The organism is Pantoea sp. MBD-2R (assembly GCF_039134845.1).
Classification (GTDB): domain Bacteria; phylum Pseudomonadota; class Gammaproteobacteria; order Enterobacterales; family Enterobacteriaceae; genus Erwinia.
This window is the reverse complement of the sequence record NZ_CP152417.1, coordinates 596,523-610,794: the sequence shown is the minus strand read 5'-3', so window position 1 is coordinate 610,794 and position 14,272 is coordinate 596,523. Positions and strand designations below refer to the sequence as shown.

The window sequence follows — 14,272 nt, the reverse complement described above, 5'->3', positions numbered from 1 at the left end:
TTATCTATTGAGATCAATTATAATCGAACGGGCAGCTTTTTCAATCAACCTGTTAAACATAAGCTCTTGCGAGTCATTTAACTGCACTGAATTTTTATTATATTTTCCGCCAGATTTAAATTTTTTCACACCACGAGATATGTATGAAAAACCATTAAAATCCAAAGGATTATCAAATTGAGCTTCGAACTCATAAATATCAGGATCTCTAGTTTTATCTTTTACACGCCAGCGAATCTTCCAAATGTAGAAACCACGTTCATAAAGTGAAATTAACTCACCAGATTTTAAAACCCCCTCACCTTTAAGTGAAGCTTTACTAATATGTACTCCAGTCGTTGAATCACCATCCTCATCTGCGATAACTTCATTTTTAGGATGATAGACATATGCGTCGGTAACATCATCTAGGACATACCCTTCAAGCTCACTTATTAAACGTGTAAAAAAATCAGTGCGTTTTTCATTATCTTCAACATTTTCTAAAGATATTTCATCAACATTTAGTTTTAATTTGCTTGAGTCTTCACCCTCGGCTGCAACCCTTTCTTTTTCTAAATGCTCAATTTTACTCAAGAGACTACCGAGATAGACATCAGTCTGCTCGTTGTCCGGTCGACGTATAGAGTAACCGCCATCCAAATTTTCAATCTCAAAGCGAGCATTCTTTTTTTCAATTTGACTAAAATCACTTTTCCCATAGTTAGTGCTCGTATAAGTTATAAATATGATAAGATTATTTTTATCATTAAAAACTTGACATAAATCTTGTTCGGCTTCAATTTCTTTTTTTAACAAGCCTGCTGCTTCTCTTAAAACCCCTTTTTCAATTGGGTCATTAAGGACTAGCGAGGTCGTTTTTTCTTTACGCAAAAACCCGCCAAATATATCCGAAATCCTTTTTTGGACATAGTAGTCATGAGTTAATTTGAAAAGTTTTTTGCAAGATCTTTTTTATCGGTCTTTTTTGATATTATAATTCCACGCTCAAGAAAAAGCTCTCTTAATTCGTTATTTGTCACTCGTGGTTGACATAAAGCATCGTATAATGATTTATCGGTAACACTATGAAGAACCTTAGCCATCTTAACTGCCTCCCCATGAACGCTCTTCAGTTGAATAAAATTCTTTCTGGATCGGAACTATATGTAGCTCCATGGAAAATAATTTTTGTCTGGCTTCTTCGTCATACCCCCATTCATGAGCATATTTTTCTAGTGAGCGAGTGAAATTAGAACGAATGGAGTCACTCTTATTTTGTCCGGCCACTCTGATTTTAATATTGTTTTTCGCATTAAGAATCTGATAACTGCTTAATGTGTCTAATAAATAACTAAATTCGAGCTCAGAATTACCTGGCCGATTGTAATATACAACGTAACCTTCAGGGTGCTTCATTACGTCACTACATATATTCCTGTCATATTCGATGACAGGACCATGTTTTATTATCATAAATGGAGATGTTAGGGTTTCAACAGTAGCCGGGAGATATTCTTGCGATGTCAAAACTTTGTGAAAAGTAAGCTGTGGATAAAAGAAACCATATTCATTTCTTGGGAATTTAAATTCTGCAATCATCTCATTCATATCGCTCACTACCGACATTAAGTAATTTATTGTCTTAGGCTCAATAATATGCAATTGCTGATCAGGTTTGAGAGCGATTTTATCAAGGTCTACAGCTGCTGCACGCTTTCCAGCTTTAGGTTTTTTAGGATGGAAGAAGTTATAGAAATCATGTTCAAAGTCATTATCATGATTATATACAAAAAGCATGCCCCTGATTTCATATTGCCCTACAGTAGTTATATAACGCTCTGCCCATGTAGGACTGTATCTTGCACAATCGATAGTTTTGGCCAAGGAATTTAACCCAGACTCAATCATCTTATTATTCAGTGCACCTTTTGAGTAACTTTTTAAATCTGTATTTAAAAATATAGTTTTATTTAAATATGGATCTTTATAATGAAAAACAACATCTACAGGGTGAGTATGATTTTGTGTTTTATCAGCAGGTTTATGATTTGCTTCATCTTCGCATGGGAAATCGTGATCCGTTGGACCGTGTTGTTGCCATTTAAATTTTTCAAAAATTTTCTCAGATATCAACTTTGCTAAATCTTCGCGTGGCCCGTTCTCTGCCATTGCCCTTTCCTTGAGATAAGTGGTTTAGGAAAAAGACTATTGAAACCAAGAAATATTTGCAACAGCAATCCACTTCGAGCCTCAGCGCGCAATGCTATCCCCGCCACGCCTGCCCGCTTTGTGCAGCGATTATCATGCAGTTGCATCCAGCCACAGAAACCGCGCCAGAACAGGTCGGGAACATCAAAAATGAGGGGGCGGAATACATGCAGAATGATGCACTCAATGTATGCATAGCTTTGATGAAGCTGATTATCGGTAATGCCAGGCTTCACTTACTCTCTGAGCGTGATCCTGATCGATAGATTTTGCTTACAGCGGAGACAGTGAGAAAAGCCAAAACGACGGAAAAAAGGCCCAGAAAAATTACTAGCGAGAGTAAAGGGTTCATCACTCCCCCTAAGCTCGTAAAATCACTCATCCTCGCGAGCTGTTCAGGCGTCAATATCCGAAGAATGATCTCAGGTATAATTAGAAAAAAAATAATAACAACAGGAACATAAATCAGCGTTTTTTTTGCTTTTCTCATCTTCTTTCTTGCCCTTGTTGGCCAACATGATCAAAAATTGGGTAAATGATACAACAAGGACCTAAGGTATGTCACAACCCTATTTGCAATTGAAGATGCAGGCTAATAAGCAATTAGCAATTGCATTAACAAATTCACTTAATGACATCCATGCAGATCATATATCTACTATTGAAAAAGTAAAGTTGGGTGGGCAGCGGCTTATCAATTATGGTTCATGCCTTGTCCCGAATGAATATTATCGTAGTTCATGCCGCGATACGTGGAGAGAGGACAGACGGTTAGTGCTTTCTTTAGGTGAGATATATAGAAGAAATGATGTAGCTCTGGATATGGTTGAAATTTATTTCCGTAAAACCTTTACAAGACTTGGAGATGAAAGAAGCAATAATCTTGTGTCTCATATCCAAAAATTGTTAGGCAAAGCGGCAGAGCATGCATCTGCTAAAGCCAGTAAGCTGGCTCTATCCTTCACCATTGCCAACTTAGTGCTTGGCAGCGCCGACTTCAAAAAAAATCATATCAAACTTGTTAATTCTTTCTCAACATGGTTTGTGAACGCAACAACACTTTATGCCAAAGCACAAGTAGCCGCATCAGCCGCGAACAGGCTTAAATTTCAGGATTCTTCATATTATCAGGCTCTGTGCAAAGAAAACCTTGAAATGCTTTACTTTCTTATTGAACCCCAAATGTCTGAAATAATTTACCAGGTGAATTCTGGAGATAATAACGAAGAAAAAATCGCAGATGCTTTGTATGAGGTTTTACGTAAATGAAGCGTGCAATTTTATGGTTAATCCAGTCATTTTTCTATTTGATACCTGCCGCAGTCATTGTGGCAGGCGTGTATTTCTTTATACGGTTTATCCCGGGCTATGCAGCACTTCTTAGCTTATCATGGATAATTGTTGTTTCTTTCATATATATTAAATATAACAAATGGTATTAATAATATTCTGGCACCAGTAAGGCTTAATTTTCAAAAGAGACAGTTGAAAAAGCGACCGAAAATTGATTGTCAGATAACGTGTGATTAGCCGCGATTTCGGCGATTAAATTCAGCGCGATCTCTCTGTCCCGCTCTTTACAAACACCTTCCGTAGTCAGGCGCACTATCAGCTCTACCCGCTCAATCATCACCCGTTCTTGTAAATCGTCTGCCATTTTTATCCTCCCCATCCCAAAATACTGCACATAAACACAGTATGGTTTTTCTGACAAATTGTGAAAGGCTTTTTTACCTTACGATGGGCTTAATCTTACAAAACCCTTTCTGTAAAAATAATAGGCACCAACAGGTTATAGTGAAAGCGGCTCCCAATTTAGTCGGTCCGCTTAAAGCTATATGAGTGCCAATGCCACTCATGAGCTGGAAAAATTGCTATATCGCGTGCAGCAAAAACTACTGCCGCCAATGGTCATCCTCCTGTAATCGTCCGCTCCGGTAAAAAAGCCGCATTTTTGAACCTGCATCCAGGCTACAGCCACTTACCAGTAGCCTGATTTCCTCCTCACTACCCTCAAAACCCCTGGCTTTCAGTTCCAGCTCTAACCGTCGGCGCTGCAGCCCCGTACAGTTATTGACAGAACTCCAAGGGGCGGCAGAGCCGCCATGAAAATCAGCCTCCGCTGGCGCATCGGCCCGTTTGGCGACCTTTTCCCACTTAACCCGACGCGTGAAAACGTCAGAACCGGCAATGAAAGGCGAATAAATACCGTTAACGCGCTGGACGTCTTCAGCATATTCATTCCCCATTTCGGTGATTTCGTAGCAAAGGCGGCTCACCAGGTCATCACGCGCAACCAGCGGGCCGCACGCGCATAGCGGGCCATAATGTCGTACACGCGTTGTTTGTGCTCAGGCTCCATAAACAACAGCATATGCCAGTGCGGCGTACCGTCGTGATGCGGAACAGTACCGGTAAGCGCTGTCATTTCAGCAATATAGCGATAAGCGGTCAGGGTAATGGCTTCTTCGTCAGCGTCATCGGGCAGAGTTACAGCCGTGATAAAGTTAGCAACGCTTTGGGTCATGAATGTGCCGACTTTATAAGCCATGACGTGCCAGCATGGGCAGGCGCTGTAGCTGCTTAATAAACGGCAACTCAAAGGTGGCAGATTCAGAAAGCTTGTAACGGTTTCGAACCCGTTGCAGGCGTGGCAATACATTCTTGCCGATAGTCGTATTGGCCCGGCGGCGACCCTGTTCTTCATTTCCCAGCAATTTGGCGTATTTCATCTCGGGGGCAGATCAGCTGCTTTACTTTCCAATATAAGAGGGATAGTTCTTCACAAGGATATGCGGATGAAAAAGGCTATTCTCAGGAGAAAACAGCCTTAATGGAGTCCTGCTAAGATTGTACTTTTGATGCAGAATGAGGAACGCCTTATTTTTTACTTAACCGTGAACTCACTCTTTAACTTAACTATTTCGCCATTTTTTTTCAGCTGGTATCTTCCATCCTCTACGGTGAAAACAGTCCCCATATTAGTACTGTTACTAACAGAAAAAACAGCCTCTTTCTCAATACAATTAGCTGGCCCTTTCATATCTTCGAAGCATCGCCGATCATATTTCCCTTCTTCTTTATACCCATCGCCAAACAGCCAGAAAACGACGGTGAAAGAACCATCTGGCTTAGGTTTAGGAATATCGTATTTTTCTTTCAAAATACCTTTGTTTTCCTGCCACCAGGCTATTTTACCTTTATCCGTAATTGGATACGATTTTACTAAAACAGAGCTGTGATTACCATCCTCATGAACTGCAACAATTTCTACCGAGCGCAGAGATAGCCAGAGTAAATAAACAACCAGAGCACCACCCATCAGAAGCATTATATAGAATATTTTTTTACTTTTTGCTTTCATTGCGTTCTCCAGAAATCTGTATAGTGGCTTCCATATTAGTTATAAATGGTTTAAAGCTAAATAAATCGTATCGCTGGAGTAAAAACCAGATACGGAAAAAACGGAAAATGCTGAATTTAGCCTTTGTAATATCGTCAACATCAAGCCCAAAGTGATCTTGTATTTTGTATTGAATAACCGCACGATAGCTATCGTTACTGACATTCAGTGATTTTACTATTATCTGCGTAGCCCAGGTATCATGAACAGTGATGCCCATTCCATTAATAGTGTCTTGATACCTGTCAAATTTTGGCAACTTCCCATCAAGAATAGCGTTCCTTAACACATCTTTTTCATCTTCCGGATAAATATGGGCTGCCCAATCAATCTTTTCAGTTAGAGCACGTTGTATTTTTGCTAACGTGTTGTTTTCAGTTCTGTCATTTACAATATGTTCTTTCAGTGCTGAATCCAAATACATACTGGAGAAAGGTGCACCTTCGCCATTCTGCATATGAGTAATCATCTTTTTGATCAAAGATTTATATGGCCCGTAGAGAGAGAAGGATTGTGAAAGATGGCGAAACTCATCAAATAAAATTTCGGCGCATTGCTGACGGCTAATTTTTTCGCCCTCTCCACGAGAACCGTAAAACATCGACTGTGGCTGGCTGAACGGAGTGATTTTCGTCAGTGAGTAAGGATTCGCTCTGGTGGAAACATCGACCAGATGAAACTGTGTTTTCAACTGTGATTCAGAGAGATCGCCGCAGAGCATATCGCTGGCGCTGTAATCATCCATCCGTTTTTGAGTTGCGAAAATGGTACAGGGGAACTGTAAGGCTGACACGGTATCGCTTCCTTGTGCGTAATGATCCATTTGTTTGTACAAACCCTGACCAATCATACTCCGCAAAAAATGCCTGTAAATACCGCATGTCCGGTGAGCAAAAATTGAGACTTCTGCCCGGGCAGCCAGATAATGGCTGACAGCTTTATTTCATCTTCAATATTACTCGTTCAGGCTGGAAACCGCCTCGGCCAGGAGGGCGTCGGCGCAAAGAGCATCGGTTTTTAATTATTTGCGGCTTTTTTCTTTCACCATAAAATGATCAAACATGCCTGCAATATGATCGACGAATGCACGCACCTTTGGCGTCATCTGTCGGGTACTCGGCCAGAGAATATGGAAAGTGGTGCTGTGAGTAATATAACTGTTTAGTACAGTTCTTAGCACACCGGAATTAATAGCATTTTTTACCGCGTAATCCGGCAGGCAGGCAATGCCACGCCCCTCTTTGACCATAAACAGCAGAGCCTCAAGGCTATTGCATATCATCGTTGACGGGATAACCGGCCCCCCTGCCGCGGCGGTGGGCTTAAACGGCCAGAACGCGATTTTGCCGGTACTGGGGAAGCGATAGTGCAGGCAGGCATGAGCCGTGAGTTCGTCCGGCCGCTCGGGTACGCCATGGCGTCTGAAATACGCCTCTGAGCCAACGATACAGAGACGAAATGAACCCAGCTTTCTGGAAATTAGCCTTGAATCCGTCAGTTCACCGCCGCGTATAACAATATCCATTCCTTCTTCAATCACATCCGTTATTCTGTCCGAGAAATCCAGGTCAAGTTCGATTTCCGGATAGCACGTCATAAATGATGAAATTATGGGCAGTATGAGTCCGTCCGCAAAGGGCAATCCAATGCGAAGCCGGCCTCTCGGCTGCTGCGTCATAGCCGACAGCTCATCCTCCGCCGCCTTTATTTCACTGAAAATGCGTTGGCATCGCTCAAGAAAAACCTCACCCTCTGAGGTTAGATGCACCGAACGGGTACTGCGCTGAAAAAGACGTACACCCAGTCGCTCCTCCAGGCGAGATATGCTCTTACTCACCGCCGAAGATGAAATACCTTTTGCCCGTCCGGTCGCAATAAAGCTCCTTGTCTGCGCCACGTGCGTGAATATCTCCAGCCCATTCATTTTTTCCATCATTGTTTTTAGCCTGATGATTGCTGACAAATATGTCACTGGTGTTATGCCAGCCACCCCGCTTAATGGCAAGCGGATATCCGCTTATGATGATCCCCTTACGTGGGGCCGCAGGCCACTCCAACGTTCCGATAAACGAGTAAAGGAGAAGCATCATGAGCAACAAAATTCGTGTAGGTATTATTGGTACAGGCAGCTGGGCGAGATACGGCCACATTCCGGCTCTTCAGTCGCTGCAAGATTTTGAGGTTGTGGCGCTGGCCGGACGCAATAAAGAGAAGGTTGAGAAGTATGCCGCACAGTTCGGCATCGGTCATGCCTGTGGCAGCCCGGAAGAGCTGCTGGCTAATCCTGATATAGACCTGGCCGTGGTGCTGGCACCGACACCTGAACATGGCCGTCTGGCAAAAGCGGTTATTGCAGCAGGAAAGGACGTTTACAGTGAATGGCCACTCTCCACCACCACGGCAGAGTCAGAGGAGATCCTCGCACTGGCGCGTGAGAAAGGTGTTAAGCATATCGTCGGTTTGCAGCGTCGCTTTTCGCCCAGTTCCCGTTACTGGCACGATCTGGTCAGGCAGGGTACGGTCGGGAAAATCAGGGCGGTACGTATGTCAGTGGGCGTAGACGCGTTTGGCGAAGTGATGCCGGAGTTTGCAAAATGGGCGCTGGATGCAGCTAACTTCACCGAGGTGTTGTCTATTTACGGCGGCCATTTTCACGATATGCTGTTCCATGGCATCGGTTTCCCGGAAAAACTCATGGCAGTGAGTGTTAACCAGTTTCCGGTTACCACCATTGCAGAAACCGGTGAGAAAGTGCCGTATTCCAGTCCGAATGAAGTGATGGTTATCGGTACGCTCGCAGGTGGCGGACTGTTCTCAGTTCAGCTTGAGGGTGGTCAGAAACACCGAACGGGTTTGCAGATTGATATCACCGGCACTGAAGGCGTGCTTCGAATTACCAATGCGCGAGGATTTGAGAATAAGGATGACAACGCGATAGCGGTAATGCGTAATGGCGTGGAAACATTTGAAAATCTGCCTGTTCCGGCGGAATATGCGTCCCTGCCGGTTTCCCATCTTGATGCCAGCTCCCAGGATGTCGCTTATCTCTACGCGGCCTATGCTCGCGATAAGGCAACAGGTTCGAATAAAGCGACAACCTTTGATGATGCATTGCGTCAGCATCAGCTTATCGACCAGATCACCGCATCGTCTGCCCAGTTTTTCAGCTAAACGCGCGCCAGTAGCCAGGCAAAGTAGTCAAAAATCTTGCGTATACTGGCGCTGGCCATGTGCCAGAATCCTCAGGGAGACGCCATTGTGTAGCGAACAAATCTTATGGTAATTTGCGGGTAATTAAACGTTTAGAATATAAACATGATAACAGTCGAAGTTGCTAAACCCGCTCAATTCCCGACATTACTGGAAGTCTGGGAATCATCCGTCCGCGCTACACACTTTTTTTTACGGGAGCAGGATATTCAGGAGCTGCGATCAACGTTGCTTAATGAGTATTTTCCTAACCTAAATATTAGGGTCGCACGTCTTTGTAGTAACGGTTTGATCGTTGGTTTTACGGGAGTGAGTGAAAACCGCATTGAGATGCTCTTTGTAAATGCGGAGCAACGCGGACAAGGTATAGGAAAATTACTCCTGCGGCATGCTATTGATATACAGGGTGCTGATGAACTCGACGTCAATGAACAAAATCCTCAGGCTGTCATATTTTATAAAAAAAATGGCTTTGTCATTACGGGCCGCTCTGAACTTGATGGTCAGGGCAGGCAATATCCTTTATTGCATATGAAACTGCTGAAAACATTATCCTGTTAGAAATTTTTACGTCTGTATTTCTCTCTTAGCGGACGCTATCAGAAATCAGGGGGAAAATGCATGCAGAATAATGCATTCAATGCATGCATAGCGACCACGTCGTCCTCATACGCAGCAGGCCGCACCGTGCTTTACACAGGGTAAGCACGTCGTTACCCGTCTGGAATTCAAACCAGTAATGCGGAACCGTACCGCAATAATCTGCTATTCAGCGCAATATGCTTTACGTATGTCACGCTTAAGCGAAAATATTTACACGCCGAAAATTCCAGAAAGATGAGTAATTCTGTTATAGGGGATAATTAAACGGAGTATGCCTGTGCCAAAAAATCTCTATTAATTAGTGGGCCGACTTGACGATTAGAAGCCTCAAAACCCCGGCTTTTCCTTTGCTACGGGCAGATAAGTTGCCTTCTGAGGCCGTCGGAACAAAAACTTGTTACCAGACGTTCCGCAAGAATTTTAAACTGTAAAGAAACGTAGTTAAATGTAAATAAATCGATTATCATATAAAAATCACTTACACATTGGCTGGACGTTAAACATATGTTAAATATATATCCGCCTTAAGATAGCTCTTTATGTCAATTGAATCAGCGCTATTTCTATTGCAAAAGTTAGCAAATAAAATAATCGAAACGGCCTAATTCATTAAAAAATCTTATGTATTATTTTGTGACGATGAACTGATTTTTAGCATGAGGTATCGAATGAAGTTAAGTGAACTTCTTGCGTTCGTAACGGTTGTGGAGACAGGGAATATAACCCAGGCCGCCGAGCGGTTGAATCGAGTGCAATCAAGCATTTCCCACCGAATCAGAAGCCTTGAAGATAATCTGGATGTCACCCTGCTGGACCGAAAAACCGATGGCTGCTCACTGACTGCACAAGGCCAGATACTCTACGATTATGCGGTTAAGATATTAAATCTCGCAGATGACTGTAAAAAAAACATATTGCACTACAGCAGCAGTCAGATGAACATGCGGATTGGCATAATTGAATGCTTACCTGCCTACATCGTCAGTTCAATGATTGATTTAGGTTACGATCTTGGCTGGAATATCGACGTTTCGATTGGCAATACCATCAGCCTGCTCGATGCGTTTGATCGAAACGAATATGACGCGGTGATCATTGGGGCCGGTTTCTCAAACGTACAACATACACGGGCAACATTATTATCAAGTGAACTGGTACTCATCACAGAGAAAAACTTTCCAACAATAAAGGATATATCCAGTCTGGATGGCGAGGTTTTTATGCTTAGCAGCAAAAAATGTGCAACCTCGACCCGTAACTATACCTCTCTGTTTAAAGAAGGCCATATAATCCCGAAGCGGATTGTCGAATGCGGTTCTTACCCCGTGCTGTTTTCAAGCGTTGCTGCGGGCAAAGGCGTCTCCCTGGTATTGCGCTGTTCGATCGGTAGCGAGGTACAGAGCAAGATTAAAATCCATGAACTCTTCGGCCAATACAATGATTTCAAGATTGAGCTTGTTTATCGTACCGGTTGTCCCAACCTGGACAGCACAAAATTCAGAGGCTTGATAACCTCCATTTTTCAGGATCCCCGTCTGCATAATATCGGTGATTAAATCCTTTTTTCCCTGTTTCCAAAGCGTATATAGCCAGTCGGCCCCTCTACTGAACCAGCAGGGAGTTTGAGAGCATGTATCTGATACATGCCCTTCTGCCTTAATAAGTTCCCTGTTATCTCATCAGTATGCTCTTACTCTCGTTTTTACTGATTATGAAGGTTTCTGCATAATGACCAGTCCTTTCGTTCTGAACTTATTCAGAATTAACTTCATCATGGGCACCTCAAAGTACTTATACATAAAAGATGCGAGAGAGACTGACAGCACCAACGCAACGACGATAAGCCCGATGCCTTCCGCCAGGCTAAACTTTCTTCCGGCTGTGAGGTTTAAAAAATAGAACAGCACTAAAAAGTGAACCATATAGAATGCATAAGATATTTCCCCCAGCCACACGGACGTCGGGTTATTTAACACCGTCTTTTTGTTTTCCAAATCGTTACCCGCCATGGAAATGATTAGCAGGCATACAGGAATAATGAAAACTACGCTCATGCTGAACTGGTAAGGAATATACATCGACCCGACGTAAGTTACAGCCAGCAAGGCAAGCGAAGCTGTTTTTCTGAGTACAAGAGCCCGTCCATTGATTAACAACCTTGCGGCAAACATACCGGCAAGAAATTCAAATATTCGTGCCGGCGGGAAAATATACGAAACCCAAAAATGCTGCTGGGAAATCGGAAAGGCCCCCATCATATGATTTGGCTCAACCCAGAGATAAATAGCGGTCTGAACCAACAGAGAGGCTACGGTAATAGCGGACAATCCGAATAAATCGAACTTTTCCGGCATTGCTTTCATTATTCTGAAAAGGAAAGGAAAGGAGAGATAAAACATGGCTTCGATGCAAAGTGACCAGCTGGGCCGGTTACCCACAAAAAAGTAATGCACGTCATCAAACCAGGTGTTCAATAGCAGCAGGTTCGAGGACCAGAGTTTATAGTGGTACAAGCTGGTCGCACCAATAATGAACGCTATTACCCAAGTCAGACAGTGAGTAGGGTAAATTTTGGCAAATCGCCGCAGGTAGAAATCGCCTGGAGTATCGTTATCTTTCGCGGACCATACCATAATAAATCCGCTGAGTATGAAGAAATATGAAACGCCGAGCCAGCCCGCTTTACCCACCATCACCGTAAATATATGTTGTGTAGTGGGATCTGAAAACGGCGCGAGATCGCTGGGCAGCGATGAATGAAATAAAAAAACTAAAAACGCGGCCCAGAACCTGCTCCCCGTTAGCGAAGGAAGCTTGGGCAGCGTGGGTAAGTTCCGCGTGGCTAATGATGGATCTTCACTAAAATTGTTTATGTCGCCGCGAACGGCGTCAACACCTGTTTCTCTATTAAGCGCAGAATTCATTATATTCCCCATGAAGACAGTATTGACATACAAAATATATTCTGAGAGATAGCGATACGCAGAAAAATCAGTGAAGGCAAAGCAACATAATCAAAAATGTCGGTATTTATTGCCTTGCCATTCGATAAGTAAATTATTTTTTAGAGCATAATGCTCTGTGCAATTTTTATTCTTTGATATTTACAACCCCATATCCTGATTTCCATTTTTCAATATGGCCGAATCCCTGCTCTCCAAAATGCATGCCGCCGACAAGTACACGGTCTGAACTGACCATATCGAGCACGCGAGAACGGGTTTCTGCCGCCACCTGAGCGTCATAATCAAAGGCGATTGTCACTTCCGGCTTCAGCAGTTGAATATGTGGGAAATGGACAATATCGCCCCAAATAAGCAGGCTTTCTTTACTGCCTTCAATTCTGTAGCCCGTATGGCCTGGCGTATGGCCTTTTAGCGGAGTAGCAAAAATACCAGGAAGCACTTCACCTTTCCCGCACGGACGGAGATTCTCCTGATACTTTTTGAATATGCTTCTTGCCAGAAGGAAATTCCCCTTAACCCGATCGGCTACCGCCGCAAAGTTTTTATCATCCTCGAGGTAGCGATACTCATCGTTATTGATGACCAGCTCGGCATTGCTAAATACCGCCTCGCCTTCTGCATTGAGTAAGCCGCCAATATGATCGGGATGAGCATGCGTCAGAAGCACCGCGTCAATATTACCGGGTTCCAGGCCCATTTTCGCCAGGTTAGCAACCAACCCGCCGCCCCAGCCCTTAATACCACCGGCTCCGCTGTCAATCAGAATGTTTTTGCCGTTGCGACGTACCAGAAAAGTATTGATATGCACATCATTATGACCGTTTACCTGCGCGTCGCTCTGAATTTTTTCGCACTCCGCTTCATTGACATTAGAAAGCATTCCGAAGTCAACGTGCAGATATCCGTCGCTTACTGCAGTAACCGACATATCACCGAGATCGATTGTTGGAAATGTTGTACTCATAGTGTGTTCCTTAGTTCTTTGCATAAATGTTATTTAATTCATACGAGAAACAGCGGATTCTCGCGACGACTCCTATTTTTTCCCTAATCAACAAATCGACCTGCGACAAAAATTCTTCCAACACCGGCACGGTACGAAAATTTTCCTGCCTTAGCCTTGCTTCAAAGTATACCGGTGTACCAAAACCTATCTCAGCGGTAAGGTAACTAATATGAATATTGTTTTCTTTCGCTTTCAATATCTTCATAGCGATAGTGGCTAACGAGGTTGAAAATTCTGCAAAGGCATTGTCGTTGAGCCGATAGCCTGCGGATGTGTAGAGGGTAATACTGGGCATCTTGCCTCGCTCCTGCGAATGAATATTTACGCTGCGTTAATCGTGGTTAACCGCATACTTTTTATAATGTCAGGATTGACCACCGTACCGATTTCAGCACTTCCACGGCGGAGTTGATCAATCAGCTCCATGCCGCGCGTTACTTTGCCAAAAGCCGTATAACGTTGATCCATAAAGCGCGATCTGGCGGATGTAATAAAAAACTGATGGCTGGCGCTGTGTAGATGTCTGGATCTCGCCATACCCAAGGTTCCGCGTTCGAACGGCAGGCTGTTCAATTCTGCCGCCAGCTTCGGTAGCCTTAAATAATCCAGGCCCACCTCTTTTACCGGGTTACCTGTTTGCGCCATAAAACCTTCAATGACTCGCGCAAAGGGCATGCCGTCATAGAACTTAGCCTGCACCAGCGCTTTAATACGCTCCACATGGTTGGGAGCCAGCTCGGGAAACAAGCTAATGATCACTGTCCCACTGCTCAGCTTCATCTCAATGAGGTCATGTTGGTCATTTGTCCGGTTAAATATCCCAGGCAAGATCAGCGCACCGGCGCACAGGCCCAGGCCGCCGCCAATAAATTTCCGACGATTCATCAGTTTTTC

At 43.7% G+C, this 14,272-nt stretch carries 17 protein-coding genes and 1 pseudogene; 4 read left to right on the top strand and 14 right to left on the bottom strand.

Annotation, left to right across the window (positions count from 1 at the left end; all coding sequences use genetic code 11):
• Genes AAGQ96_RS02675 through AAGQ96_RS02665 form a run of 3 tightly spaced genes read right to left on the bottom strand, consistent with a single transcriptional unit; the run spans position 1 to position 2,151 of the window.
• Positions 1 to 873 carry a hypothetical protein gene (locus AAGQ96_RS02675; protein WP_342754765.1) on the bottom strand — a complete coding sequence of 291 codons (873 nt, stop codon included), beginning with the start codon at positions 871 to 873 and terminating at the stop codon, positions 1 to 3.
• A gap of 50 nt (positions 874 to 923) precedes the next feature.
• On the bottom strand, positions 924 to 1,085 hold the full coding sequence (locus tag AAGQ96_RS02670; protein ID WP_342754764.1) for a hypothetical protein: 162 nt from the start codon (positions 1,083 to 1,085) through the stop codon (positions 924 to 926).
• 1 nt (position 1,086) lies between these two features.
• Positions 1,087 to 2,151 (bottom strand): hypothetical protein, encoded by a 1,065-nt coding sequence (locus AAGQ96_RS02665; protein ID WP_342754763.1) that lies wholly within the window; start codon positions 2,149 to 2,151, stop codon positions 1,087 to 1,089.
• Between the two features lie 597 nt (positions 2,152 to 2,748).
• On the opposite strand from AAGQ96_RS02665, the gene AAGQ96_RS02660 reads away from it, so the two are divergent.
• Positions 2,749 to 3,459: a hypothetical protein gene (locus AAGQ96_RS02660; RefSeq protein WP_342754762.1), complete on the top strand. Its 711-nt coding sequence runs from the start codon at positions 2,749 to 2,751 to the stop codon at positions 3,457 to 3,459.
• 196 nt (positions 3,460 to 3,655) lie between these two features.
• Here the strand turns inward: AAGQ96_RS02660 and AAGQ96_RS02655 are convergent, their stop codons facing one another.
• The 7 genes and pseudogenes from AAGQ96_RS02655 to AAGQ96_RS02625 form a co-directional block, all read right to left on the bottom strand.
• Complete coding sequence (locus tag AAGQ96_RS02655; RefSeq protein WP_342754761.1) at positions 3,656 to 3,847, bottom strand: hypothetical protein; 192 nt, start codon at positions 3,845 to 3,847, stop codon at positions 3,656 to 3,658.
• Positions 3,848 to 4,085: 238 nt separating this feature from the next.
• Positions 4,086 to 4,496, bottom strand: a pseudogene (locus AAGQ96_RS02650) (replication endonuclease); the annotation flags it as partial.
• Positions 4,466 to 4,552: a hypothetical protein gene (locus AAGQ96_RS02645; RefSeq protein ID WP_342755513.1), complete on the bottom strand. Its 87-nt coding sequence runs from the start codon at positions 4,550 to 4,552 to the stop codon at positions 4,466 to 4,468. The gene AAGQ96_RS02645 and the pseudogene AAGQ96_RS02650, both read right to left, overlap by 31 nt.
• A 178-nt stretch (positions 4,553 to 4,730) precedes the next feature.
• A complete protein-coding gene (locus tag AAGQ96_RS02640; RefSeq protein WP_254446299.1) occupies positions 4,731 to 4,922 on the bottom strand; it encodes a hypothetical protein in 192 nt (63 codons plus the stop codon).
• Positions 4,923 to 5,077: 155 nt separating this feature from the next.
• Complete coding sequence (locus AAGQ96_RS02635) at positions 5,078 to 5,554, bottom strand: DUF943 family protein (protein ID WP_342754760.1); 477 nt, start codon at positions 5,552 to 5,554, stop codon at positions 5,078 to 5,080.
• Positions 5,538 to 6,416 carry a DUF3289 family protein gene (locus tag AAGQ96_RS02630; RefSeq protein ID WP_342754759.1) on the bottom strand — a complete coding sequence of 293 codons (879 nt, stop codon included), beginning with the start codon at positions 6,414 to 6,416 and terminating at the stop codon, positions 5,538 to 5,540. Before AAGQ96_RS02630 ends, AAGQ96_RS02635 begins: the two co-directional genes overlap by 17 nt.
• Before the next feature lie 198 nt (positions 6,417 to 6,614).
• On the bottom strand, positions 6,615 to 7,598 hold the full coding sequence (locus AAGQ96_RS02625; protein WP_342754758.1) for a LysR substrate-binding domain-containing protein: 984 nt from the start codon (positions 7,596 to 7,598) through the stop codon (positions 6,615 to 6,617).
• Between the two features lie 83 nt (positions 7,599 to 7,681).
• Between AAGQ96_RS02625 and AAGQ96_RS02620 the strand changes: the two genes are divergently transcribed.
• From AAGQ96_RS02620 to AAGQ96_RS02610, 3 genes are all read left to right on the top strand, one after another.
• On the top strand, positions 7,682 to 8,764 hold the full coding sequence (locus tag AAGQ96_RS02620; protein ID WP_342754757.1) for a Gfo/Idh/MocA family oxidoreductase: 1,083 nt from the start codon (positions 7,682 to 7,684) through the stop codon (positions 8,762 to 8,764).
• A gap of 144 nt (positions 8,765 to 8,908) precedes the next feature.
• Complete coding sequence (locus AAGQ96_RS02615; RefSeq protein WP_342754756.1) at positions 8,909 to 9,364, top strand: GNAT family N-acetyltransferase; 456 nt, start codon at positions 8,909 to 8,911, stop codon at positions 9,362 to 9,364.
• A gap of 710 nt (positions 9,365 to 10,074) precedes the next feature.
• Positions 10,075 to 10,962: a LysR family transcriptional regulator gene (locus AAGQ96_RS02610; protein WP_342754755.1), complete on the top strand. Its 888-nt coding sequence runs from the start codon at positions 10,075 to 10,077 to the stop codon at positions 10,960 to 10,962.
• A 153-nt stretch (positions 10,963 to 11,115) separates the two neighbouring features.
• Here AAGQ96_RS02610 and AAGQ96_RS02605 read toward each other — a convergent pair whose 3' ends face one another.
• The 4 genes from AAGQ96_RS02605 to AAGQ96_RS02590 all read right to left on the bottom strand — a co-directional run bounded on the left by AAGQ96_RS02605 (position 11,116) and on the right by AAGQ96_RS02590 (position 14,263).
• Positions 11,116 to 12,330: an acyltransferase gene (locus AAGQ96_RS02605; protein ID WP_342754754.1), complete on the bottom strand. Its 1,215-nt coding sequence runs from the start codon at positions 12,328 to 12,330 to the stop codon at positions 11,116 to 11,118.
• Between the two features lie 166 nt (positions 12,331 to 12,496).
• Positions 12,497 to 13,336, bottom strand: a complete 840-nt coding sequence (locus AAGQ96_RS02600; RefSeq protein WP_342754753.1) for an MBL fold metallo-hydrolase — start codon at positions 13,334 to 13,336, stop codon at positions 12,497 to 12,499.
• 10 nt (positions 13,337 to 13,346) lie between these two features.
• Positions 13,347 to 13,673: a hypothetical protein gene (locus AAGQ96_RS02595; RefSeq protein WP_147194761.1), complete on the bottom strand. Its 327-nt coding sequence runs from the start codon at positions 13,671 to 13,673 to the stop codon at positions 13,347 to 13,349.
• 26 nt (positions 13,674 to 13,699) lie between these two features.
• Entirely contained in the window at positions 13,700 to 14,263 is a 564-nt protein-coding gene (locus AAGQ96_RS02590) for a peptidylprolyl isomerase (RefSeq protein WP_342754752.1), read from the bottom strand.
• Positions 14,264 to 14,272: the final 9 nt, after the last annotated feature.